We start from the raw sequence: 23,713 nt of genomic DNA, 5'->3' as shown, positions 1-23,713 counted from the left end.
TGCGAGATTTGAACACTCCGGCGAATGACATTCAGCTCCGTCTACAGACGGATTTGGAGGTTAGCATTTATCTTTTTTTTACGCTCTGCTCTCAAATATTTACCCTGCTTTTATGCCGATCAGGTTTAAAATTTGAGCATGACAGATGAGGCAGGGGGAAATGGTGATGAAACAACACGATGTCGTTAGGTTTATGAAACAACCGGCTGATTTGCAGGTTGCTCATTTTTCATGTGCGCCAGGTTATCTGGACATTTATTCGTTGAGATACCGATGGTTCGGAGCAGTATGGACCTTGAATGAACAAAATCAGCGTGTCGTGAGCGGTTATTGGTTTGGGAATAACCGGGAAGACGTCGTTGAACAAGCGCTGCATGAGGGCTGGAACAGTTTCATTGAAGTTGCAGGAGAGAGCAGCATTAAGAGCATTTATGAAACGTTCCGCAGGCGGCAGCAGGAAATTGACTGGCATAAACGTTCTTTATTAATTAACAAAAGCTTGTTTTCAAAGGTTTGGAAAACGGCGAAGTCTGGTTGGTATATCATAAAATCCAGGGATCATTTCCCGTTTTATATATCGTCTGTGAAGAAAAAAGGCCATCTCGTTTATTTGGAACATGCAGATATCTGTGAGAATGAAGCTGAAATTCGAAGCTTTATCAACAAAGTGAACGAGGAGCATCAAATTAAGCTGCCAATTGCAGCAAGCTGTGATATTGAATAGAGATGACCGTTAAAAACCGCAGATATCTGCGGCTTTTTTCCATTTATGATCGTTGATGTCGAACTGACTGAAAAATGTTGTGCAAGCTTGTTATTACTTTCACTTCTTATGCGTATTAACTTGTGTGAGACTCACAAGAGCCTATGCGCATAGGTTGCAACATCGGCCGATGATACCTGGATGAAGGAGGGATGGAGTTGGACAGAGACGTGGAACAATATTCCTGCTGTGAAGAATAAGCGCGTTATTGAGATTGATACGAATTCATCGTCTTATAGTGATCCAATCACCCTTGATTACTTATTACATATTTTTGAAAAAGAATTCTTAGGCTCCAATCCATAATACGCATAGCGGAATGAAAGAAAAGGCGATCCAGCTGCTTCATTCCTATCGATGTTCACCTATACAAAATTCAGGTTTCCCCATACTTTATATTAATCATGTAAAGAAACTGAAGGTGACCAGGATGGGCGGCAACTATGAATTTGAACAGAAATCGTTAATCGCTTGCATTTCTAGAAATCATCCAGAGCTGGCAAAAGAGCGGTTTCAATTTGCGGAAGAATCGTGGTCCAATGCTGTTGTTATCGTTGGGAACCGATACATTTTCCGATTTCCCAAAACGGATTCTGCCAAAAAATCGCTCAAGATAGAAAAGCAAGTTTTACCTAAGTTAAGTGAACGGTTGTCGCTTGCTATTCCTTCCATCAAGTATGTCTCTGGGCTAAATGAAGGATTAGCTTATGCATATTATCCACTGATAAAAGGCAGCAAGCTATCCAAGAAATTTTATCAGTCCCTGCCGAGAGAGCAAAAAAAGGGCGTACAAAAAGATCTCGGCCGGTTTTTGTCCGATCTCCATGCTTACCCAGTGAAAGAAATCAATAATGCTGATTTCACGGATGTAGATGTAAAAGAGAATTGGGAGCATTTTTATAAAGAAATAAAAAGAGCAATAAGCCCTTATTCGAACAAGGCGTTAGATCGCTCGATTAAACAACTGTTTGATCGTTTTTTATCAAATCCGGCGAATTTTAAGTTCAAGCCATGTTTGCTCCACGCTGATTTAAAACCGAGTCATTTGCTTTATGATGTTGAAAATGAGCGTTTGTCAGGTGTCATTGACTTCGGAGCTATGGAAGTGGGAGACCCTGCTTTTGAATTTGTAGGCCTTTATGATGCATACGGCAAGGAATTTATTATGAAGGTGATGGATCACTATACCGGAATCATCGACCCTACATTTTGGCAGCGAATTAACGATTTTTATATGAAAATAGTCCACTTTTATGATGTTATTTATGGGGTTGAGACAGGAGATGCAGCAATGATTAAATACCATCTCTCTGTCATTCAAAAAGTTCTGCAAAATTCATCTTAATCATTTGCAGAGCCCCTATGATTAAGATAAAAAAATCCCGTGCCAGGATGGCACGGGATTTTTGGGTTTCAACGAAGCTTTCAATCTATAGATCGAGTCGAAAGTCTCTCCACGAAGTGAGTATCCACTAAAATTTTAGAGAACGAAATCGTGTCCGTTTCAATCGCTTCAATGATCATATCCACGGCCAGGTGAGCCATTCGCTCTTTTTCCACGTGTACAGTTGTCAGCTCGGGCGAGACAATTAACCCTTCTTGGATGTTGTCGAAGCCGACGACGGAGATGTCTTCCGGCACTCGGTATCCGAGTTCCGTCAACGATTTGATCGCGCTGATGGCGATATAGTCGCATTCACAGAAGAACGCTGTCGGCAGTGAATGCCCTTTGTCCAAGAACGCTGATAACTGCCTCTTTAACGCTTCCTGCGAGGATAAAATGGTGGGTGCGACAGCAAACACGCTGTCTTCCGCTAGTGCTACGCCGTTATCACGCAGCGCCTGCATAAAACCAATTCGGCGGTCTTCGAAATTTCGAATGCGGATATCTGAGGCGATATAGCCGACTTCGCGGTGGCCGAACCCGCATAAATGAGCACCAGCCTGATAGCCGCCCATAATGTTATTGATCTGGATGAACGGAATCGGCAGCATTTCGAAACAAGTATCCAATACGACAAGCGGGGCATCCAACTGCTGCGAGACTTGTTCCAGATGCGCTTTGTCCAGGTTCGTCCCGAGTAGGATTACACCGTCCGTCCGCTTCTCTTGGGCAATCGTACGGATGCCGTGTTGAAAATTGGCCATATCAACGGATGTAAAAATAAGCGAGTAGCCGTTGGCGCGGCACCGCTCCTCAATATAATGAATCAGCTCCCTAAAGAAGGGCTGCTGGTAATACTGCTCCAGAACGATGCCCGAGTTGGCGAATACAAGAAAAGTAATTGAATCTGTTTGCTGATCACTTGCTGTACTTCTCGTTTTGGGCTGGTAGCCGTGTTCTTTGGCGATTTGGATAATTCGCTCGCGGGTTTCGGCGCCGATTCCCGGTTTGCCGCTGAACGCCAAGGACACAGCTGCTTTGGAGACCCCAGCTAATCTAGCAATGTCGTCCATTTTCAACGTAGAATCCCCGTCCTTCAATTTAGTAAGTTTAGTATACAATTAATAAAGTTTAGAAGCAAGAATAACTAAAATTTCATTTAGTTAAGTCATATATTCAACTGAATCACCTTAAATACATACTAAAATTAACTAAAATATCATTGACCAAGTTAAAAATAGGTGCTAAATTGATGTTATTGTCATAAACTGTTTATTAAAGTTATAACTAAATTAAGTATTAAGAGGAGAGCGAAGAATGAAAAAATTCAAGCTAGGTTACGCACCTACACGCCGCTTTGTGTTCAGTGCAGAAGATGCTTTCCGTTACAAAGTGCTCATTAGAGAAAAAATCGAGAGTTTTGGCCTCGATCTCGATATTGTAGACCTGGAAGGACTTAACCAGGAAGGTCTACTCTATGACGATCATATCAACGCTGACTTGATTGCCGATAGATTTCGGCAGGAGAACGTGGATGCAGTATTTTTCCCGCACTGTAATTTCGGTACAGAAGATACGGTGGCCCGCGTAGGCAAATCATTAGGCAAGCCGGTGCTGCTGTGGGGCCCGCGCGACGAAGCTCCGCTCGAAGACGGCATGCGCCTTCGGGATACACAATGCGGACTTTTTGCCACCGGTAAGGTGCTTCGCCGCTTTAACGTGCCTTTTACATATGTGACAAACAGCCGTGTCAACGACCCTGTGTTTGAACGAGGGTTCACCAACTTCATCGCCGCTGCGAACGTTGTCCGCCAGTTCCGCAGCCTGCGGATATTGCAAATCGGACCTCGCCCGTCATCGTTCTGGACGATGATGTGCAATGAAGGCGAACTGCTGGAACGATTCGGCATTGAGATTCATCCGATCACCCTCGTCGACATCCAGCGCGCCGCCCAGAACATCGAGAAAGGCAGCAGCTCCGAGTTGGCTGAAGCGATCGATTATATCAAGGCTAAGCTGGACTGGTCTGAAGTGACTGAAGCGGATGTCAGACGCATTGCTGCATTGAAAGTAGCGATGAAGCAATATGCGCTTACAACGGGCAGCTCGGCAATCGCCATTCAGTGCTGGTCATCGCTGCAGTCGGCGATGGGCATCATGCCATGTCTGGCCAATGCGATTTTGACCGACGAACAGATTCCCGTCACTTGCGAGACGGATATTCACGGAGCGATCACTTCGGTGATGGTGCAGGCTGCGACGATGAATCAGCACCCGACTTTCTTTGCCGACTTGACGGTTCGTCACCCTGACAATCCCAATGGCGAACTGCTGTTCCATTGCGGCAATTTCCCAGTTTCCCTATCGGTTGAAGACAAACCGGCGCTGCGCAAACATTTTCTGTTTGACGATCACTCTCCGGGTACGCACGAAGGTGAAATCAAAGGCGGCAGCATGACGTTGGCTCGTTTCGATGGCGACCATGGAGACTATCAGCTTTTCCTGGGCAAAGCTCGCGGTATTCAAGGTCCTTACACGAGAGGCTCGTATGTCTGGGTTGAAGTGAACGATTGGCCTTTATGGGAGGAAAAGCTAGTTAAAGGTCCTTACGTTCATCATTCGGTCGGCATTCACGCCAACGTGATTCCGGCTTTATATGAAGCTTGTAACTATATTCCGGGACTGACCCCGGACCCAGTCGATCCGACTGAACAGGAAATTCAAGCTTGGCTTCGCGGAGCAGGACTTTAACTTTCAATGAAAGGGGACATCGGCATGGAAACGACTGCGCTTAAAGCGAAAGCCGCCCAAATCCGGATGGATTTACTTACAATGATCCACGGCGCCAAAACCGGCCATACCGGCGGTTCGCTCAGCAATACGGACATTCTTACTGCACTCTACTATAAAGTGATGAAGTTGGATCCGAGTCATCCCAAATGGGAGGAGCGGGACCGTTTTATCGCGAGCAAAGGCCACTCCGTGGAATCGCTCTGGTGCATTCTGGCTGACAGGGGATTTTTTCCAAAAGAGGAGTTGAAAACGTTCAGTCAGTTTGGTACGCGTCTGATCGGACATCCGAATAACAAGGTTCCAGGCATTGAAATGAACACCGGCGCGCTCGGACACGGGTTAGCCATTTCCGTTGGTATGGCGCTTTCCGCCAAACTGGACAACAGAGGCTTTCGCGTATTCTGTCTGATGGGGGACGGCGAGCAGGCGGAAGGTTCCGTATGGGAAGCAGCGATGGCCGGGGCTCATTATAAGCTGGATAATCTCATCGGCATCATCGATCGTAACCGCCTGCAAATCAGTGGATCAACGGAGGAAGTGATGGGGCTTGATCCGCTCGAAGAGAAATGGGCGGCTTTTGGCTGGAACGTTGTTTCCATAGATGGCAACGATATGGACGCGCTCGTGCGGACGTTCGAGTCCATCCCTACTGCTGCGGGTAAGCCGACACTCGTGATGGCTAACACCGTGAAGGGCAAAGGCGTATCGTTCGCAGAAAACGTCGCTCACTGGCACCATCACGTGCCGAACGATGAGCAATTGGCGCTCGCTCTGGCAGAATTGGCAGCCGTCCGCGAAAGTTATGAGCAGGAAGAAAGGGGGATTTAGAACGATGGCCAATACGATTCCGAATCGCCAAGTCATTTGTGATACACTGCTGGAACTGGCTAAGGATGATCGCGATATTATGGTGCTCGCCAGCGACTCCAGAGGTTCTGCGGCAATGGCATCGTTCGCGAAAGCTTACCCTGAGCAATTCGTGGAGGTCGGCATCGCCGAGCAGAACATTGTCGGCATATCCGCAGGACTGGCGCATAGCGGGAAGAAGCCTTTTGTCACATCGCCCGCATGTTTCCTTAGTATGCGAAGCATTGAGCAGATCAAAGTCGATGTCGCATATTCCGCAACCAATGTGAAGTTGGTCGGCATCAGTGGTGGCGTCAGCTATGGGGCGCTGGGCATGTCTCACCATTCTGTGCAGGATATTGCAGTTGCTCGCGCCATTCCTGGTTTGGCCGTCGTGCTGCCTGCGGACCGGCATGAAACCAAAAAAATGACGGAAGCGCTCGTTCAATACGAAGGCGGCGTCTACGTGCGGATTGGGCGAAACCCGGTCGAGGACTCGTATGAGTCCGACGATTACGAGTTCGTCATCGGCAAAGCGGTCACGATGCGTGAAGGGCACGACATCACGATCATCGCTGTCGGCGAAACCGTGCGCATCGCGCTCGACGCTGAAGCCGCATTGCGGGAGGCCGGTGTATCTTGCCGCGTTCTGAACATGCATACGATCAAGCCGTTGGATGAAGAGGCGATCATCCGAGCTGCAGAAGAAACCGGTCATATCATTACGGTTGAAGAGCACAGCATTAACGGTGGACTCGGTTCAGCTGTGGCGGAAGTCGTCGTTCAACACCGGCCTGTTCCGATGCGGATTCTGGGTATACCGGACGAACCGGCCATCGCCGGCAAAACAGCGGAAGTATTCGCGTATTACGGGATCAGCGCCTCAAATATCAAAAGCATTGCGCTGCAAATGCTTGGGAAATAAGGTGACGCGCATGGAAAAATTCATTCTGGCGATTGACCAGAGTACCTCCGGCACCAAGGCGCTGGTCATTCATCAAGACGGCAAAATTGTGGCTAAAAGCGCTGCAGAGCATCAACAGATTTATCCGGCGCCCGGCTGGGTTGAACACGATCCCGATGAGATCTACGAGAATGTCAAGCGAACAGCCCAAGAAGCGCTCAAGCTGGCGGGCATCAGCGCCGTGCAATTGGCCGCTTTGACCATTACGAATCAACGGGAAACAGCCGTCATGTGGGATCGGACGACAGGCAAGCCGATCCATCATGCGATTGTGTGGCAGTGCCAACGGACAGCAGACGAATGTGCCGCTTTGCAAGAGGCGGGCTTCGCACCGCTCGTCCGCTCGGCGACCGGCTTGATGCTGGATCCTTATTTTTCCGCTTCCAAATGGCACTGGATGCTTCGCAACGCAGAGGAGGCGCGAACGTTACTCGCACAAGGAAAGCTGTTGGCCGGAACGATGGACAGCTGGCTGGTGTGGAAGCTGACGGGCGGGAACGTGCACGCGACGGATTATACGAATGCGAGCCGCACGTCATTATTCAACATTTATTCGCTTCAATGGGATGCTGCGATGTGCGACTTGTTTGGTGTGCCGTTGGAGGTGCTGCCGGTCGTCAAATCATCCGACGACCTCTTCGGCTGTACGGCTGACATAGATTTATGGCCGGAAGCCGTGCCGATTTCCGGGGTGATCGGCGACTCGCAGGCGGCACTGTTCGGCCAGCAGTGCTGGGAGCCGGGCATGGCCAAAGCGACTTACGGCACGGGCACTTCTGTGTTAATGAACGTCGGCGGCAAGCCTGCGTTGTCGGAGCAAGGCCTCGTTAGTGCCATCGCCTGGGGCAGAGACGGACAAATCGAATATGCGCTGGAAGCAGTGATACGCGTGTCAGGGGATTCCATTAAATGGGTACGCGACAATTTGGGCTTGTTCCGTTCGTTTGCCGAGATGGGTGAGCTGCTTGCCCAAGCACCGCGTAACGAAGGCGTTTATTTGGTGCCGGCGTTTGTCGGGCTAGGGGCGCCATATTGGGACCCCTACGCGAGGGCGGCGATTACGGGGATGCATCGAAGTACCGGAAAGCCCCATATTATTCGGGCAGCCCTTGAAAGCATCGCCTATCAAGTGCGCGATGCAGTTGAATTGATGCAGGCAGAAACGGGGATTCGCCTTAAGGTTCTGCGCGCAGACGGCGGTGCTTCGGATAACGCCGTGCTGATGCAATTCCAAGCCGACTTGCTCGATATCCATGTGGCCAAATCGGATATAGCCGAGCTATCGGCGATGGGCTCAGTCTACTTGGGCGGCCTAGGCGTCGGGTTTTGGCGTTCTGTGGAGGAAATTCCCACAAGACATTTATCCTACCATGCATACGAACCATCGATGGACATGCATGAGCGGGAAACGCATTATACCGGCTGGAAGCGGGCAGTGGCTGCTGTGTTAAGATCTGACGCGAAGGCTGAAGCGACTTCCAGAGGCGTGAATCACAATGAAGGTGTCGGCACCTAGAACATGAATGACGACAAGTCCGAAATTTCCCAAACCGCGGTCCGATCGCAGGATGGGATTTTTTTGTATACCAGTAAGCTATACTCCCTTATAATGTGAGGAAATAATGACAGCTTTCGCGGGGTGTATCGATGTCGAAATGGAGAAATATTCGCTTTCAAACGAAATTGTTCATGATGTTCTTATTGCTCAGCAGCATTCCCTCTTTGTTGATTGGCATTACCGCTTACCAGAAATCGGCTGTGATGCTGCACGATCAGACCGAGCAGGATCTGAATATCATTCTCGCTCAGCTGAACACCTCCATTGAACGTCAGATCAATGACTTCGACCGCTTTTCCATGCTTCCTTATTTTACTCCGGAGACGTTCAGTTTTTTGAATAAACCTTATACAAGCCCGGAGTTGTGGGGGACGGCCGAGAGGGATGCACAGAAGACTTTGATTCGTCTCATGAGCGTTTATCCGTCGATTAATTCATCGATTAAAGGGCTGATGGTCTATGGGATGAACGGGTCGGAGAACGGGTATTTGATCAGCGGCAATCCCACGCTCAATGAGGAAGACCGAGCTAGAGAATCCGCTTGGTATCAACAAGTGATGGCTAAAAAAGGCGGTTTCGTCGTCACCGGCATCATGGATATTCATCAGTTTAAAGATCCTTTTAAAGCGATCCTAGGTTCGCGGTTGATTTTGGATGAGGATTCCAAGCCGTTGGCCGTCATCGCGTTGTACATGCTGCCTGATTTCATTCCAAAAATTGTGAATTCACTGCAGCTGAATAATGTTCAGGTGACCGTGCTCGATCAAGAGCGAAATCTGATTTACTCGTCGGATACCAAATTGGCGGCGCGCATTCAAGCGATCAGCAATGCGCAAAAAAGAGGCAGTTGGGAAGCAAGCGTGACGGAAGACAGAAATGGAAAGATGTTCAGCGGCGTTTATTTACAAAGCGATTACTTGGGTTGGAAAGTGTATATGGGCGTGAACAAGGATGAAATGCTCCGAGGAAGCCGCACGATCCGGAATTATACGGTAGCGATCGTCATTACGATGGCCATTGCGGCGGCTGTGGTGTCCTGGCTTTTGGCGCGAGGGCTGTCTAAGCCGATTTCGCGCTTGATCCGCTCGATGCGGGAAGTGGAGCGGGGGAAATTTTTGGCGCCGGTACAGCTGGAGCGGGGCGATGAGATCGGCCAATTGCAGAACAGTTATGGCCGCATGGTGCTGCGGCTCAATGAGCTGGTCCTGTCGATCGAGGAAAAGGAACGGCAGAAGCGCAAATCCGAGCTGTATGCGCTTCGCGCGCGCATGCAGCCCCATTTTTTGTACAATACGTTGAACTCCATCCGCATGCTGGCTCTTCTGCAACAATCTACCCAAATTGCGAAACTGATTCATTCTTTGAATAAGCTGCTGCATGCGAATATGAAGCTCGACGCCGAACTCATTAGTCTGGAACATGAAATTGAGCTGTTGAAGCATTACGTCAGCTTAATGGATCTGCGTTATACCAACGTCTTCGAAGTGGAATGGAATATCCCGGATCGGCTGCTGAACGCGGCTGTGCCGCCAATGCTGATTCAGCCACTATTGGAAAACTCGATTTTCTATGGTTCGACAGGTTTGGAGCGTAAGCTGCATATTGCCGTATCGGCTGAATTGCAAGATGATGAATCGAATTTGCTTTTGCAAATTACGGACGATGGCATCGGCTTCTCAGAAGAAAAGCTGAAGCAAGTAGGCGATGTGCCGCAGCTGGAAGATTCGACAGATTCGATTCATATCGGGCTTCGAAATGTGCGAGAACGCATTCGATTGCGATTCGGCGACAAATACGGACTTGCTGTGAAACAGCGAGAGGGCAAGGCGCAAATCATCCTCTGCATGCCTTATATTACAATGAAAGCGGTGTCTAACGATGTGGAATCTACTCGTAGTTGAAGACGAATCGATCGTCAGGGTTGGCCTTCGCTATATGGTCAATTGGGAGAGTCTCGGCCTTAACTGGAAGGCGGAAGCTTCCAATGGCGAGGAGGCACTCAGCATTTTGGCGTCGCAGCAAATTCACATCGTGCTGACGGACATTCGCATGCCGGGCATGGATGGTTTGGTGTTGGCGAAGCAAATCAAACAGCAATATGCGGGCGTACAGGTCATTTTTTTGAGCAGCTATGACGATTTTGCTTATGCCAAAGAAGCGCTTCGTCTCGGTGCGGTTGATTATTTGCATAAACCGACGATGGACGAGGACGAAATCAGAGAGGTGCTGGGCAAAGCCGTTAAGCTCCTGGAGGAGCAAAAGCCGCCTTCACGCCAGCAGTTGAGCGGTGATGATAAGAATGAGTACCTGCTTTCCATGCTGGACACGTATACGTTCCCGTCCCCGCCGTTTGCCTCGGAGTTGGAGACGGATGAATTCAAGATGGGCTGTTGGTTGACCATCATTCGCAAAAGAGAAGATGCGATTGCGGAAACTGCCGATTCCGAGCATTTACGCTTTGTTTCTTTGCTGTACTTGATTGACGAGCTGGTAGCGAAGGATTGGGGAGGCTTCGTTTTTCACCGTCATTATCGTGAAGTCATTTGGATCGCTCCGCTCATGGCCAAGGCAAGCGGTAATAAGCAGCCGGAAAAGAGTAAGTATTTGGAAGGATTGCGGCAAAAAGTGCTGGAGCTGCTGAATGCAGCCGTCGTCTACTCGCACAGCTCCTGTTACGCTCATATCACCGACCTGCCAAAAGCTTATCTAGAGGCGCTATTGCGGCTGCCGGTTAAAGAGCAAAGCGATAATCTGATTGTGCGTATGGCCAAAGAATGGGTGGACCGCAGGCTGCTGGAGGAAGATATGACGCTCAGTAAGGTCGCTGCAGACATCCATGTGAGTCAAGGCTATTTGAGCCGGGTTTTTCAAAAAGAAGTGGGGGAAAATTTCAGCGATTACGTGATCCGCAATAAGCTTGAATACGCGCAAAAGAAGCTTCGCGAAACGAATCGCAAAGTATACGAGATCGCCACTGAGGTTGGGTATGCAAACGCTCATTATTTCAGCAAATTGTTTAAGGAGAAATTTGGGGTTACCCCGATTGAATACCGCAACCAATAAGGACAGACCAGAGCAAAAAAACATACGGAATGTCAAAAAAGTTCTATTCTAGCACCGGGAGCTCCTTTTTCTTGGCTGAAATGGACATAAAAACAAAGGAAAGAGCAAGTTTAGTTCCTTACGGCTGCTCACAGGTTCCCGTACAATGAAGTTAACGCTTACAAGAAAGGAACCGCAGCCAATGACACTGAACGAGAATGGTTACGAGATCGAGCAATGGGGGAGATTCGAGTACCGGTGTACCGGACCGCAGGAGGGGAATCCGTTTACGGACGTCCGGCTCGTGGGACGCTTTCGATACGATCATCGAATCGTAGACGCAGAGGGATTCTATGATGGAGATGGGCAGTACTGCATACGGTTTATGCCGGACACGTTAGGCTTGTGGACGTTCGAAACCGTTAGCAATTGCGAAGCGCTCCATGGTCATACAGGGACGCTGCGCTGCCAAGAGCCGCTGCCAGGCAACCGAGGGCCTGTGCGGGTTCATGATACGCATCATTTTGCGTATGCCGACGGCACGCTATACCGGCCGTACGGAACGACTTGCTACGCATGGACGCACCAGGGCGAGCAGCTCGAAGCGATGACGTTGGCCAGCTTGCGTCAGTCACCGTTTAACAAAATCAGAATGTGTGTTTTTCCGAAACATTATGATTACAATCTGAACGAACCGCAGCGGTACCCGTTTGCAGGATCTTTGGAGGCGGGTTGGGACTTCACAAGATTTGACCCATCTTACTGGAGTCATTTGGAAAGCCGGCTGCAGGATTTGTTGGACATGGGCATAGAAGCGGATCTCATCCTGTTTCACCCTTATGATCGTTGGGGTTTCTCCAAGATGACTGCAGAGACAGATGAGTTGTACTTGCAATATGCGATTGCTCGCTTAGCTTCTTTTCGCAATATCTGGTGGTCGCTGGCGAATGAATACGATCTGATGCATGAGAAAAAGATGCAGGATTGGGATAAGTTTTTCAAGCTCATCCAAGCGAAAGACCCTTACCAGCACCTGAGGTCGATTCATAACTGGCACCACCCGGAAATTCATTATCGCAGCAATGCCCATTGGTACGATCATGGCAAGCCGTGGGTGACGCACGCCAGCATTCAGCATCACGATCTGAATTTCATTCCGGAGTGGCGCAAGCTGTACGGCAAGCCGATCGTCATTGATGAGTGCAGGTATGAAGGAGATTTGAATCACGGTTGGGGCAATCTGACAGCCGAGGCGATGACGGAATGTTTCTGGCGGGGAATGGCTTTTGGCGGCTATGTCACACATGGTGAAACGTATGTGCATCCCGAGAATATCATTTGGTGGTCGCATGGCGGTACACTGCATGGCCAAAGTGCTGCGCGCATTCAGTTTCTGCAAGCGCTCATGGAGGAAGGTCCGCAGCTTGGACAAATCGCAATCAATTTCCAGTGGGATACAGCAGCAGGTGGCAGCGATCAGGAACATTATTGGGTGTATTTTGGACAAAGCCGTCCTGCTTTTCGGAAATTGAACCTTCCTGAAGGGATCCGTTTTGAGATGGATCTGATCGATACTTGGGAGATGGCAGTTACCCGCATGCAAGGTTTGTATGAGGGGGTATGCCGGATTGAATTGCCGGCCAAACCGTATATGGCGCTAAGAATCAGAATAGCATCATCCAATTTACAACGGGGGGAAAACGTATGAAAAAAGGATTTTCCATTCTTGCATCTGTCTTGCTGGCCGGAGGCATGCTGGCTGGATGCAGCTCAGGCGGCGGGTCTAATGACAGTGGAGGCGCAAGCAGTACCGGGGCAGCGGCTGGCGGCGATAAAAAGGATGCCGGACAGAAAGTAACGATTACGGTGTGGTCGCTGGATAATGGCTGGGAATGGTTGGATAAAGCCGTGGACGATTTCAAGAAAGAAAATGCGAACATCGACGTGCAAATCAGTAAATATGGAACGGATCCGATCAAAGAGAATCTGAAGCTGGCCGCAAATTCCAAGACGCTTCCGGACATGTGGTTTACTTGGGGGGGATCGCTTGGATCCTTTTATCCCGAGAATGGCTTGACGCTCGATTTGACGCAGATCGCCAAGGATCATAAATATGCGGAGTTGTACAACAAAGCGGCATTGGATATGTCCACTTATCATGGTAAATTATCCGGAATTCCGCTCCATCTGAACGTGCTTGGCATGTGGTATCCGAACAGCGTGTATGAGAAAGCGAATTTGAAGCCGCCAGCGACGTTTGCCGATTTTGAAGCACAATTGAAAACGTTGAAAGATAGCGGTGTCACTCCGCTGGCGTTCGGCAGCAAAGGCGGCTGGCATACGATGAGGCTGACCGAAGCGCTGCTGGAACATTTTGGCGGGCCGGAGCTGCATGATAAATTGACGAGCTTGAATGCGTCTTGGAACGATCCGGCCGTTGTGAAAACGTTTGAGAAGCTGAAAGAGTACACGGATAAGGGATATTTCCCGAAAGGTTACGTCTCCCTCGATCCGCAGGAAGCAGAAGCGCTTATTTATCAGCAAAAAGCGGGCTTAATCAACGAAGGCACATGGTTTGACCGCAATCTGAATACCAACGCGACAGATGCCAAAAATTTCAGCGTATTCAAGTTTCCGACAGAGCAAAAGCCGGCACGCCCTTCGGTGTTCGCCGAAATGTTCCAAATTAACGGCACGGCCGATAAGGCGAAGCAAGAAGCGGCTGTAAAGCTTGCTGAATATGTGACGAGCGTGAATGTCGTCAATAAATATATTGAAGATTACGGTTCACCGGCGGCGTTGAACACGAAAATTTCGGATAAGACGCCGCATCTGAAAGAGCTGCTGGATAGCGCAAATGATGGCGCTTTTCTGATCATGGACCAGGCGCTGCCACAGCAAGTGATCCAGAAAGTGTTCGAGGCGCAAGACCGTGTCGCAATCGGTGAGTGGACACCACAGCAAGCCGCACAAGAAATCGATAAGGCGGCAACCGATTACAAGAATAAGAAATAGAAAGAGCGGTTGGCTGGGGCGATCAAGATATTGATCGCTCCGGACGCTTACGGAAGGAGTGGATGGACGGATGGGACTTAGGACCGTGAAACCGTGGATATTTTTGCTGCCTGCTTTGGTCATTTATATGACGGTCATTTTAGTGCCGTCGCTATATACGCTTTATTTAAGCTTTTTCAGCTGGAACGGAATCGCGCCTACCAAAGCTTTTGTCGGCCTGCAAAACTATATGGATTTATTTATCAAGGACACCGTTTTTCCCCGGGCGCTAAAAAATAATTTGCTTTGGATGGTCGGCTCGCTTGTGGTGACATTGGGTCTCGGCTTGTCGCTCGCTCTGTTATTGAATAAGAAGCTCAAAGGGCGCACGCTGATGCGAGGCATCTTTTATTTTCCGTATATTTTGTCAGGCGTCGTGGTTGCCACGGTATGGGCATGGATGTACAACCCGACTCAAGGATTCGTCAATAAAATATTGGAGTCCGCCGGTTTGGAAAGCTGGACGCATGCCTGGCTCGCAGAGCCCAAAATCGCGCTCTATGCCGTCTTCGTTGCAGGGGTCTGGCAAGGTGTAGGCCAACCGATGGTTCTTTTCCTGGCAGGCTTGTCCACATTGCCGCAGGATCCGTATGAAGCAGCCATCATCGATGGCGCTAAGCCTTATCAGTCGTTCTGGTATATTACGATTCCGTTATTGCAAGAGACGTTTGTGATTGTTATCGCCACAACCATGATCGCCTCGATGAAAGTCTATGACATCATTATTGCCATGACTGGCGGGGGACCGGCAGAGAGCACGCAAGTACTCTCCTCCTGGATGTATTACCAAACGTTCAAATTTGCCAATATCGGGATTGGTTCAGCGATTTCGTGGATGCTCGTCTTTATCGTTATGATCGTGATAGTTCCGTATGTCTATTACACCACGAAGAAATCGCATTTGTAATTGCGGGAGGAAGGTGAATATCAGATATGCATGAAGCAGGAACCCGCCCGATATCCGGAGCAATCCGCTATGTTGCGCTCATTCTCTTATCGGCTCTATTTTTGATCCCCCTTGCATTTATCGCTTTTACAGCGGTGAAATCCAATGCTGATTTGATGAATCATCCTTTCTACACGCTGCCGAAGCAGGTGCATTGGGAGAATTTTCTAAAGGCTTGGAAGCAAGGCCGAATGGATATGTATATGAAAAATACGGTCCTCATCAGTGTCATCAAAGTGCCTCTGGGCATATTGATTGAAGCCTTGGCGGCCTTCGCTTTGACGAGGCTGAATTTCAAATGGAGCGAGCCGTTGTTTACGCTGTTCCTAGTTGGCATGATGATTCCGATACAGGCAACGCTTGTGCCATTGAACATTTTTTTGAATAAAACGCATTTGGTCAGCACCTATCCAGGGATCATTCTGATTTACATCGGTTTCGGGATCCCGTTTGGCATATTGATTTTACGCGGATTTTTTCGCACGATACCGAAAGAGCTGGATGAGGCGGCACTAATCGATGGCTGCGGCGATATCGGCAAATTTTTCAGAGTCATTATTCCTTTATCCATGCCGGCTATCGCGACACTTGTCATATTTGACTTTATGGCAACTTGGAATGAATTTTTGCTCGCGCAAATATTTATTACGAAGGATACGATGAAAACGATCACAACCGGCCTCATGGCTTTTCGAGGTCAATTTACGACGGACTACACGCTGCTCAATGCGGCTGTATTAATCTCCATCGTCCCCATTTTTATCGTCTATCTCACGTTCCAGAAGTACTTTGTTAACGGCATGGCAGGCTCCGTCAAAGGGTAATGATAGATCAGAATCCAAATATGTGGAGGTCAAAATCGATGATTCAACATCCGTACGACATTCCAGAAAGCAAAAAAATACGCTTAATCGTCAACACAGACGCCAAAAATGAGGCGGACGATCAATTTGCGATCGTACATGCACTATTGACGCCTCGTTTTGATATAAGAGGCATCATTGCCGCCCATTTCGGCGAACGGCGGACGAAAGCTTCCATGCAGGAGAGCTACGATGAGATTGTGAAGCTATTGGATTTGATGAAATGGGATGGCAGCGTTTCAGTATTAAAAGGCGCGGAAAAGGCGATGCCTGATGAGCAAACACCGGCCCCGTCAGAAGGAGCCGGCCTGATTATCCGTGAGGCGCTTGCCGATGATTCGAGGCCGTTATATGTTATTTTTCTTGGCGCCATCACTGATTTGGCAGCAGCTTATTTAAAGGAGCCAGCCATTGCCGACAAGTTGACGGCGGTTTGGATCGGCGGCGGGGTGTGGCCGGACGGTGAGAATGAGTTTAACTTGAGCAATGATATCCATGCGGCGAACGTCGTGTTTCAGTCCAATATTCCGCTCTGGGTCATCCCTCGCGATGTGTACTCGACGATGCGTGTCAGCATTGCCGAGCTGGCGGTCAAAGTGAAGCCATGCGGTGCAATTGGTGAGTATCTGTATCAGCAATTGGTTGATTTTAACATGGAGATGGGTTGGCAAGCGCACTGGCCCAAAGGGGAGATGTGGAGCTTAGGGGATTCCCCAGCGGTAAGCGTACTTTTGGACGATCATACATACGGCTACACGCTGAAGCCCGCACCACGGATCACAGCAGATATGCGATATATTCATGAGCAAGAGGAGCGCCTCGTTCGTTGGTACCATTTTATCGACCCGCGTTTTACGCTGGAGGATATGTTCGCCAAGCTCAAACTGCACTACGGGGCGTAAAAGTGGGCCCCATCCATTTTCGATAAATCCGCCTTATGTGCGGGCAGTGGGGACTTTTTTGAAAAGGTAGCCAATTATTCGAGTGTATCTTGATCAATTGATCGTTGTTATAGGATGAAGTTCTTGTCAAAGTACGATGACAAGGGCTTCATCTTATTTGCTTTTCGGCTAATGTTGACAAAACGATCGACTAGTATTATTTTAAATATTATTAGAATAAATAATTTTAGGATGATTTTCGTCCAAATCATCTATATAGGGGTAATGGGAATGACCATGCGCGATGATGCCGGTAAGGCGCTTGATTTACAGCTCGTCCGTGTTTTACGAAACGCGGTGAACACACTTTTTGGAAGCTTAGAGAAAGACATCGACAGATTTGGCCTTAACCGGGAGACGTTTCAAATCATGGAGCTGCTTTACAATAAGGGGCCGCAGCCTGTTCAACGAATAAGTGACACGTTCTCGATTCCAAGCGGAAGTATCACGTATGTGATCGACAAGCTGGAGAAGAAGGGATATTTGGAACGGCAACCGATTCCGGGGGACCGGCGTAAGACGAATGTCGCCTTGACGGACGAAGGTCGTCGCTATTTCGATAAGATTTTTCCACAGCATGTTGAAACGATTTGTGACAATTTGTCTTTTGCGACGGATGAAGAGAAGATGATGCTGATTAGCGTCATGAAGAAAATCGGGTACGGCATCCAACATCGTGAAGATGTGGCTGGGAGTGGCGAGACGGATCATTTTAAATGAAACACCTTTACTTAATAGGTAACGTTTAGGGGGGAAACGATCATGGAAATTGGAGTAGATACATTTGTAGAAACAACGCCGGATGTCCATACAGGCAAAACAATCAGCCATGCGCAGCGATTGCGCGAGGTGGTGGAAGAAATCGTACTTGCCGATCAGGTCGGCTTAGATATATTCGGTGTCGGCGAGCATCATCGTAAGGAATTTGCGGATTCAGCGAACACCTTGATTCTGGCTGCTGCCGCATCGATGACGAAGAACATCCGTTTAACAAGCTCGGTTACTGTGCTATCCGCAGCGGATCCGGTTCGTGTGTTTCAGCAATTTGCCACGCTGGATGGGATTTCCAATGGTCGTGCGGAAATGATCGTAGGTCGCGGCTCATCTGTCGATGCGTTCCCATTGTTCGGCTATGATTTAAAGGACTATGAAGAGCTGTTTGAAGAGAAGCTGGAGTTGCTGTTAAAAGTCAGGGATTCCGAGATCGTAACCTGGAGAGGCGGTCACCGCCCGGCGTTCACGAATTTAGGCGTGTATCCGCGTCCGGTGCAAAACCCGTTACCCGTCTGGATCGGCAGCGGGGGCAATCCGGAGTCGGCGATCCGTGCGGGTGTGCTTGGCTTACCGCTCGTATTGGCTATTATAGGGGGGAACCCGTTGCGATTTGCACCGATTGTGAAGCTTTACAAAGAAGCAGGTGCACGTGCGGGACATGATCCTTCGAAGCTGCAGGTTGCTTTACATTCGCTCGGGTATGTCGCAGAAAGCACGGAGCTGGCGGTAGAGAAGTATTTCCCGCCTACGCAGGCTACGATGAATACGTTCGGTAAGGAACGCGGTTGGGGTACCTTTACCCGTGCACACTTCGATGCCTCTTGCACTCTTGAAGGCGCGTTGTATGTAGGTGATGCTGAAACAGTGGCTAACAAAATTGTTTACATGAGCAAGCACTTAGGCTTTTCACGCTTCTTCTTGCATATGCCTGTCGGCTCGATGCCTCATGCAGATGTGATGAAAGCGGTCGAACTGCTGGGGACAGAAGTCGCACCGCGGGTTCGCGCACAGTTGTCATGAATCGCTGTTGAGACAGGGGGATTCAGAAGATGAAAGAGCAGCGCATTCTTGACGCTGTTCTTTTATTTTTAATACAAAACAGCAGGAACCGTGGTAAAATGGTGGGATGACTTATTGATTTATAGACAATACTATTTTAGGAGATTTACATGAAAATCAAAAAGAAATATGAACTCATTGTGTTTACATTTTTTATGGCTCTTGGGATGTCCTGTATTATTTCTTTCATCACAACGCTAGTAAAAACAGGGTTTCATGCAGATTTTTTCGGAAAATGGCCCGTAGCATGGGGAATGTCTTTTGTCATTGCCTTTCCAGTCGCCTACTTTTTGCCTAGAGGAATAAGAAAAGTGATGGGCAAAATTCATTTTGTGGAAAATGAAGCTTAAATAACCATTCCGGTTTCAGCAGCAGGAGACATCGGAATATATGGAATAATCAAGGAGCAACTGCCAGGGTCGCAGCAATGCTCCTCTTTCATTTCGTTCAAGAAATTAATTCCAATCCTCTTGGAAAATTATGCTATAATTATCGTTGAAAACGATTCCGGGAGGGATAGGTAAATGAACTCGAGTATACGACTGAATGAGCGATTGACTCCACTGCTTAAGAGTGTGATGGAAAAAGGGTCGGCTGGTTGTGCATGTACCGTAGTTCGGCGAGGCGAAGTTTTGTATGAGGAATCTCTGGGGTATGCGGATATAGAGAAGAAGAAAGCACTCGCTCCTGATTCCATCTACCGGATCTATTCGATGACGAAAGTAATTACTTGCGTAGCGGCACTTATGCTGTATGAGAAAGGGCTATATCTACTAAACGATCCTTTGGAAGAATACTTACCAGAGTTTAAAAATCCGCAGGTGTACCGATATAACGAAATCGGTGCCAATCAGGTTTCGTCTGCGGCGGGGCCGATTCGGATCAAGGATCTGTTCACGATGACCTCCGGGCTAACGTACGGCGGGGACAACACAGAGACAGAACGGCAAACCCGTGCCATGATGGAGAATGATGCAGGGATTGAGGACATGCAGGCTTTGTCCAAAGCGTTGGCGGCAATACCGTTGGCCTTCGATCCGGGCACGCATTGGAAGTATGGAACGAGCCATGATGTCTTGACAGCCTTGATCGAGGTCCTGTCTGGACAAACGTTCGGCGAGTTTTTGCATAAGGAGATCTTTGCGCCGCTAGGAATGAACGACACCTTCTTCCGAATTCCGGATGAGAAGCGCGATCGCCTATGCACCATGTATGATCGAGCAGAGGACGGCATCTTGACGCCTAATACGAGGATGGACGCTCGTTACCAACCGGGAAGCCGCTATGAAAGCGGTGGAGGCGGTTTGCTTTCCACGCTCAGCGATTATAGCCGGTTCGCCCAATTGCTCGCCAAGGGAGGGCAGCTCGACGACGTACGGCTGCTAAGTTCGAAGACGATTCAGTTGATGGCGACGAATCATTTAAATCCGCAGCAGCTTAACGACTTCAACTGGCCGCAAATGAGCGGTTATGGTTACGGCCTGGGCGTTCGTGTGATGATCGATCCAGCCGCTGGCGGCATCAACGGTACGATAGGCGAATTCGGTTGGGCGGGATTAGCTGGTTCTTACTTGTTGATCGATCCGAAGGAAGAGTTGTCCGTTGTGTACATGCAGCAGATGCTGCCAAGCCTCGAGCCTTACATTCATCCCCGGCTGCGGGCTGCTATTTACGGAGCACTGAACTAAGCATAGCAGGAAAAGAGGCATGGACTTTGCGTCCATGTCTTTTTTTGGGTTTTATGAAAATGACTTACCTTCTTCAGTAATCTACTAAAAATATCGATAGAAACTCTGTATTTCATAATATGTTATAACGATGTTTAGGGAATACAATACGTTTTGTAACGAAATACTACAGATTGTTGCCTAGATATACAGGGAAAGTATGTCTAGTATTTTAATCAAGAAGCATGCAAAGGAGTCTAAGAGAATGAAGCATTTATTTCAAACATTTCAAGTAAAAGGGCTTGAGTTGAAAAATCGCGTCGTCATGCCCCCGATGTGCCAATACGCGGTGACGAAAAAAGACGGCGTCGTGAATGATTGGCATTACATGCATTACGTCAATCGCGCCATCGGCGGAGCCGGCCTTATTATCATCGAAATGACCGATGTGGAACCGGACGGGCGAATCACGGACCTGGATCTAGGATTATGGTCGGACGATCATATCGCACCTCTAGCGCGTATTATTGAAGCATGTCATCAATATGGTGCCAAAGTCGGCATTCAAATCGCGCATGCAGGACGTAAAGCGGAAGATGCAGCTGAACCTGTTGCCCCATCGGCGATTCCTTACGATGAGAAATCCAAAACGCCAAGAGTACTAACGACCGAAGAAGTGAAGGAAATGGTAGAGAAATTCCGCAAGGCTGCTGCGCGGGCTGTCAAAGCTGGGGTTGATACGATGGAGATCCATGCTGCACACGGATATTTAATCCATCAATTCCAATCGGCATATACCAATAAACGGACGGATGAATATGGTCAAGATTTAACGTTATTCGGCAAGGAAGTCGTACGGGCCGTGAAAAGCGTGTTGCCTGAAAGTATGCCTTTAATCATGCGCATTTCCGCGAGAGAATATGTGGATGGCGGATATGGCATTGAAGAAAGCATCGCCTTTTCCAAAGCTTATCGAGATGCAGGTGTGGACGTCTTCCACGTGAGCTCCGGTGGAGAAGGCCCGATCCTGGCGCATGGCAGACCAGGTACGCATACTGCATATCAAGTGCCGATGGCTCGAGATATTAAAAATGCACTTCAAGTCCCTGTCATCGCAGTCGGCAGACTGGACGAGCCTGGGTTAGCGAATGCCGTTGTCGGCAATGAAGATGCGGATCTGGTAGCCGTAGGCAGAGGGATGCTCAGAAATCCTTATTGGGCATTGGAAGCAGCTACGCAGCTAGGCAAAGAAATTCAATATCCTGGCGTTTACAACCTTGGCTTTAAATAAGCAGAAACGAAACATCAAGGAGGAGAAACGATGAATGCATTTCAATTTCTTAATCCTACTAAGCTGATTTTTGGTAAAGGGCAGTTGAGTAAACTCAAAGCGGAAATTCCGGTGTACGGGAAGCGCGTGCTGCTGCTGTACGGCGGCGGCAGCATTAAGCGCAGCGGCTTGTACGATCAAGTGCTGGCGAATTTACAAGAAATCGGTGCGGAAGTCATTGAGCTTGGCGGCGTTGAACCTAACCCGCGGCTAACGACGGTTAACAAAGGGATTGGCCTGATCAAAGAGCACCATCTTGACATTATTTTGGCCGTTGGCGGTGGTAGCGTCATTGACTGTGCCAAGGCGATCGCCGCAGGCGTGCATTATGATGGCGACGTTTGGGACATTATTACGCGGAAGGTGGCCGTGACATCCGCAGTTCCCATCGGCACTGTGCTGACATTGGCTGCTACAGGTTCTGAAATGAACGGAAACTCCGTCATAACCAATTGGGAAACGAACAGCAAGCGCGCTTTCGGCTCAATCCATGTGTACCCAAGATTCAGTATTTTGGACCCTGAATTGACGTTCACCGTACCGCGGGATCAAACCGTCTATGGCATTGTGGATATTATGTCACATGTGTTTGAACAATATTTTCATGCTTCTTCCAATGCTCCTCTGCAAGAAAGAATTGGGGAAGCCATCTTGCGCACGGTGATGGAGGTAGCGCCCAAACTCGTTAACGACCTAGAAAATTATGAGTACCGTGAAGTTATGTTGCTGAATGGCACATTTGCTCTAAACGGCATTACGGCGATAGGCGTACAGACAGATTGGGCGACTCACGACATTGAGCATGCCGTTTCGGCTGTTCATGACATCCCGCATGGCGGCGGATTAGCGATATTGTTCCCGCACTGGATGGAGCATGTCGCCAAGCAAAAGCCGGAAAAAATCGCACAGTTAGGCGTGCGCGTATTTGACCTCGCAGCTGAAGGCAAAACAGATGCGCAATTGGCGGCGGAGACCGCTCATGCCTTACGGCAATTTTGGACATCGATTGGCGCGCCGTCGCGGCTATCCGATTATAACATCGATGATAAAGAACTCGACTTGATGACGGAACGAGCGATGGTGGGTGCAACGATCGGCAGTTATGTGCCGCTGGCGAAAGAGGATGTCAGAGAGATTTTGCAAAACTCGCTATAAAAATTAAAGAAACGCGGTGCCTCTGTTGAGGACCGCGTTTTTACTTATTTAATGAGAAAATCAAGCAAATGGCCAATACCCACGAAAGCCGGGAAGGGAACTTGTTCGCGCTGTGCCGATAAGTTGATGAGCAGGGATGTAGGCAATAATTCCTGATGATAGCTGACGATGGCCACATATAGAGCAGGCGTAAAAATGGCAAGCAAAAATGTGAACATACGCAACCAGCGGATGAGCGTGGCAATGTCAGCCCGTTGATAATGGTCTTCAGGCGATGTGAAAAACTGAAAAAAGGCGACGGGTCCGAGCAAAGCCATTGGTGTACCGTCCGTAAGTACGGCGACTTGTCCTTCGGACCGCGGATAGCCACCTCTGAACTCGGTTCCTCGACGCCTCGGTATTTCGAGTTCGAAACATCGAAGCTTAGGTACTGTGATTCTGTAGAAGGGATGAGCAAACAGTGACCGGCGAGCAATTGTTGAGCAGCTTGGCTGTAATCATGCAATACCGCCTTTGCCCTAAAGGTATCGCGCTCTTCAACCACTCGGTATTCCCAGCATGGCTTCCTTGCTGA

The 23,713-nt window shown here is 48.8% G+C and carries 20 protein-coding genes and 2 pseudogenes; 19 read left to right on the top strand and 3 right to left on the bottom strand.

Annotated elements, in window-relative coordinates; translation table 11 throughout:
* Positions 1 to 166: 166 nt before the first annotated feature.
* Positions 167 to 724 carry a hypothetical protein gene (locus O9139_RS03545; protein ID WP_270878072.1) on the top strand — a complete coding sequence of 186 codons (558 nt, stop codon included), beginning with the start codon at positions 167 to 169 and terminating at the stop codon, positions 722 to 724.
* 469 nt (positions 725 to 1,193) lie between these two features.
* On the top strand, positions 1,194 to 2,108 hold the full coding sequence (locus O9139_RS03540) for an aminoglycoside phosphotransferase family protein (RefSeq protein WP_270878071.1): 915 nt from the start codon (positions 1,194 to 1,196) through the stop codon (positions 2,106 to 2,108).
* Between the two features lie 80 nt (positions 2,109 to 2,188).
* Here O9139_RS03540 and O9139_RS03535 read toward each other — a convergent pair whose 3' ends face one another.
* Positions 2,189 to 3,226 (bottom strand): LacI family DNA-binding transcriptional regulator, encoded by a 1,038-nt coding sequence (locus tag O9139_RS03535; protein WP_270878070.1) that lies wholly within the window; start codon positions 3,224 to 3,226, stop codon positions 2,189 to 2,191.
* A gap of 238 nt (positions 3,227 to 3,464) precedes the next feature.
* Between O9139_RS03535 and O9139_RS03530 the strand changes: the two genes are divergently transcribed.
* The 17 genes from O9139_RS03530 (at position 3,465) to O9139_RS03450 (ending at position 23,139) form a co-directional block, all read left to right on the top strand.
* Positions 3,465 to 4,898, top strand: coding sequence for an L-fucose/L-arabinose isomerase family protein (locus O9139_RS03530; RefSeq protein WP_270878069.1), 1,434 nt, complete (start codon positions 3,465 to 3,467; stop codon positions 4,896 to 4,898).
* 24 nt (positions 4,899 to 4,922) lie between these two features.
* On the top strand, positions 4,923 to 5,768 hold the full coding sequence (locus O9139_RS03525) for a transketolase (RefSeq protein ID WP_270878068.1): 846 nt from the start codon (positions 4,923 to 4,925) through the stop codon (positions 5,766 to 5,768).
* Positions 5,769 to 5,772: 4 nt separating this feature from the next.
* Complete coding sequence (locus O9139_RS03520) at positions 5,773 to 6,711, top strand: transketolase family protein (protein WP_270878067.1); 939 nt, start codon at positions 5,773 to 5,775, stop codon at positions 6,709 to 6,711.
* A 10-nt stretch (positions 6,712 to 6,721) separates the two neighbouring features.
* Positions 6,722 to 8,266, top strand: coding sequence for a glycerol kinase GlpK (gene glpK, locus O9139_RS03515; protein ID WP_270878066.1), 1,545 nt, complete (start codon positions 6,722 to 6,724; stop codon positions 8,264 to 8,266).
* Positions 8,267 to 8,397: 131 nt separating this feature from the next.
* Complete coding sequence (locus O9139_RS03510) at positions 8,398 to 10,209, top strand: sensor histidine kinase (RefSeq protein WP_270878065.1); 1,812 nt, start codon at positions 8,398 to 8,400, stop codon at positions 10,207 to 10,209.
* Positions 10,187 to 11,371, top strand: coding sequence for a response regulator transcription factor (locus O9139_RS03505; protein ID WP_270878064.1), 1,185 nt, complete (start codon positions 10,187 to 10,189; stop codon positions 11,369 to 11,371). The genes O9139_RS03510 and O9139_RS03505 overlap by 23 nt, the downstream gene beginning before the upstream one ends.
* Positions 11,372 to 11,552: 181 nt before the next feature.
* On the top strand, positions 11,553 to 13,058 hold the full coding sequence (locus O9139_RS03500; RefSeq protein ID WP_270878063.1) for a DUF5605 domain-containing protein: 1,506 nt from the start codon (positions 11,553 to 11,555) through the stop codon (positions 13,056 to 13,058).
* Complete coding sequence (locus O9139_RS03495) at positions 13,055 to 14,365, top strand: ABC transporter substrate-binding protein (RefSeq protein ID WP_270878062.1); 1,311 nt, start codon at positions 13,055 to 13,057, stop codon at positions 14,363 to 14,365. Before O9139_RS03500 ends, O9139_RS03495 begins: the two co-directional genes overlap by 4 nt.
* A 70-nt stretch (positions 14,366 to 14,435) precedes the next feature.
* Positions 14,436 to 15,311, top strand: a complete 876-nt coding sequence (locus O9139_RS03490; RefSeq protein ID WP_270878061.1) for a carbohydrate ABC transporter permease — start codon at positions 14,436 to 14,438, stop codon at positions 15,309 to 15,311.
* 26 nt (positions 15,312 to 15,337) lie between these two features.
* Entirely contained in the window at positions 15,338 to 16,174 is an 837-nt protein-coding gene (locus tag O9139_RS03485; RefSeq protein WP_270878060.1) for a carbohydrate ABC transporter permease, read from the top strand.
* A gap of 38 nt (positions 16,175 to 16,212) precedes the next feature.
* Complete coding sequence (locus tag O9139_RS03480) at positions 16,213 to 17,115, top strand: nucleoside hydrolase (protein WP_270878059.1); 903 nt, start codon at positions 16,213 to 16,215, stop codon at positions 17,113 to 17,115.
* 270 nt (positions 17,116 to 17,385) lie between these two features.
* Positions 17,386 to 17,874, top strand: coding sequence for a MarR family winged helix-turn-helix transcriptional regulator (locus tag O9139_RS03475; RefSeq protein ID WP_270878058.1), 489 nt, complete (start codon positions 17,386 to 17,388; stop codon positions 17,872 to 17,874).
* Between the two features lie 42 nt (positions 17,875 to 17,916).
* Positions 17,917 to 18,948 carry an LLM class flavin-dependent oxidoreductase gene (locus tag O9139_RS03470; RefSeq protein WP_270878057.1) on the top strand — a complete coding sequence of 344 codons (1,032 nt, stop codon included), beginning with the start codon at positions 17,917 to 17,919 and terminating at the stop codon, positions 18,946 to 18,948.
* A 149-nt stretch (positions 18,949 to 19,097) separates the two neighbouring features.
* Complete coding sequence (locus tag O9139_RS03465; RefSeq protein ID WP_270878056.1) at positions 19,098 to 19,337, top strand: DUF2798 domain-containing protein; 240 nt, start codon at positions 19,098 to 19,100, stop codon at positions 19,335 to 19,337.
* Between the two features lie 174 nt (positions 19,338 to 19,511).
* Positions 19,512 to 20,675 carry a serine hydrolase domain-containing protein gene (locus tag O9139_RS03460; protein ID WP_270878055.1) on the top strand — a complete coding sequence of 388 codons (1,164 nt, stop codon included), beginning with the start codon at positions 19,512 to 19,514 and terminating at the stop codon, positions 20,673 to 20,675.
* Positions 20,676 to 20,919: 244 nt separating this feature from the next.
* Positions 20,920 to 21,945, top strand: coding sequence for an NADH:flavin oxidoreductase/NADH oxidase (locus O9139_RS03455; protein ID WP_270878054.1), 1,026 nt, complete (start codon positions 20,920 to 20,922; stop codon positions 21,943 to 21,945).
* A gap of 30 nt (positions 21,946 to 21,975) precedes the next feature.
* On the top strand, positions 21,976 to 23,139 hold the full coding sequence (locus O9139_RS03450) for an iron-containing alcohol dehydrogenase (protein ID WP_270878053.1): 1,164 nt from the start codon (positions 21,976 to 21,978) through the stop codon (positions 23,137 to 23,139).
* 80 nt (positions 23,140 to 23,219) lie between these two features.
* Here O9139_RS03450 and O9139_RS03445 read toward each other — a convergent pair.
* Both O9139_RS03445 and O9139_RS33275 read right to left on the bottom strand, forming a co-directional pair.
* A pseudogene (locus O9139_RS03445) lies at positions 23,220 to 23,492 on the bottom strand (spore germination protein); the annotation flags it as partial.
* Positions 23,493 to 23,552: 60 nt separating this feature from the next.
* Positions 23,553 to 23,683: pseudogene (locus O9139_RS33275) on the bottom strand (hypothetical protein); the annotation flags it as partial.
* Between the last annotated feature and the right edge of the window lie 30 nt (positions 23,684 to 23,713).

This window comes from Paenibacillus aestuarii (assembly GCF_027789125.1).
In the GTDB taxonomy this organism is placed as follows: Bacteria; Bacillota; Bacilli; order Paenibacillales; family NBRC-103111; genus Paenibacillus_E; species Paenibacillus_E aestuarii.
Note: the sequence above shows the minus strand (reverse complement) of the source record. Positions and strands in the feature narration are given on the sequence as shown.

What these genes read in the sequence shown, in the direction of transcription:
- O9139_RS03545 (WP_270878072.1), top strand. Translation starts at nt 167, where the DNA reads ATGAAACAACACGATGTCGTTAGGTTTATGAAACAACCGGCTGATTTG.
- O9139_RS03540 (WP_270878071.1), top strand. Translation starts at nt 1,194, where the DNA reads ATGGGCGGCAACTATGAATTTGAACAGAAATCGTTAATCGCTTGCATT.
- O9139_RS03530 (WP_270878069.1), top strand. Translation starts at nt 3,465, where the DNA reads ATGAAAAAATTCAAGCTAGGTTACGCACCTACACGCCGCTTTGTGTTC.
- O9139_RS03525 (WP_270878068.1), top strand. Translation starts at nt 4,923, where the DNA reads ATGGAAACGACTGCGCTTAAAGCGAAAGCCGCCCAAATCCGGATGGAT.
- O9139_RS03520 (WP_270878067.1), top strand. Translation starts at nt 5,773, where the DNA reads ATGGCCAATACGATTCCGAATCGCCAAGTCATTTGTGATACACTGCTG.
- glpK (WP_270878066.1), top strand. Translation starts at nt 6,722, where the DNA reads ATGGAAAAATTCATTCTGGCGATTGACCAGAGTACCTCCGGCACCAAG.
- O9139_RS03510 (WP_270878065.1), top strand. Translation starts at nt 8,398, where the DNA reads ATGTCGAAATGGAGAAATATTCGCTTTCAAACGAAATTGTTCATGATG.
- O9139_RS03505 (WP_270878064.1), top strand. Translation starts at nt 10,187, where the DNA reads ATGTGGAATCTACTCGTAGTTGAAGACGAATCGATCGTCAGGGTTGGC.
- O9139_RS03500 (WP_270878063.1), top strand. Translation starts at nt 11,553, where the DNA reads ATGACACTGAACGAGAATGGTTACGAGATCGAGCAATGGGGGAGATTC.
- O9139_RS03495 (WP_270878062.1), top strand. Translation starts at nt 13,055, where the DNA reads ATGAAAAAAGGATTTTCCATTCTTGCATCTGTCTTGCTGGCCGGAGGC.
- O9139_RS03490 (WP_270878061.1), top strand. Translation starts at nt 14,436, where the DNA reads ATGGGACTTAGGACCGTGAAACCGTGGATATTTTTGCTGCCTGCTTTG.
- O9139_RS03485 (WP_270878060.1), top strand. Translation starts at nt 15,338, where the DNA reads ATGCATGAAGCAGGAACCCGCCCGATATCCGGAGCAATCCGCTATGTT.
- O9139_RS03480 (WP_270878059.1), top strand. Translation starts at nt 16,213, where the DNA reads ATGATTCAACATCCGTACGACATTCCAGAAAGCAAAAAAATACGCTTA.
- O9139_RS03475 (WP_270878058.1), top strand. Translation starts at nt 17,386, where the DNA reads ATGACCATGCGCGATGATGCCGGTAAGGCGCTTGATTTACAGCTCGTC.
- O9139_RS03470 (WP_270878057.1), top strand. Translation starts at nt 17,917, where the DNA reads ATGGAAATTGGAGTAGATACATTTGTAGAAACAACGCCGGATGTCCAT.
- O9139_RS03465 (WP_270878056.1), top strand. Translation starts at nt 19,098, where the DNA reads ATGAAAATCAAAAAGAAATATGAACTCATTGTGTTTACATTTTTTATG.
- O9139_RS03460 (WP_270878055.1), top strand. Translation starts at nt 19,512, where the DNA reads ATGAACTCGAGTATACGACTGAATGAGCGATTGACTCCACTGCTTAAG.
- O9139_RS03455 (WP_270878054.1), top strand. Translation starts at nt 20,920, where the DNA reads ATGAAGCATTTATTTCAAACATTTCAAGTAAAAGGGCTTGAGTTGAAA.
- O9139_RS03450 (WP_270878053.1), top strand. Translation starts at nt 21,976, where the DNA reads ATGAATGCATTTCAATTTCTTAATCCTACTAAGCTGATTTTTGGTAAA.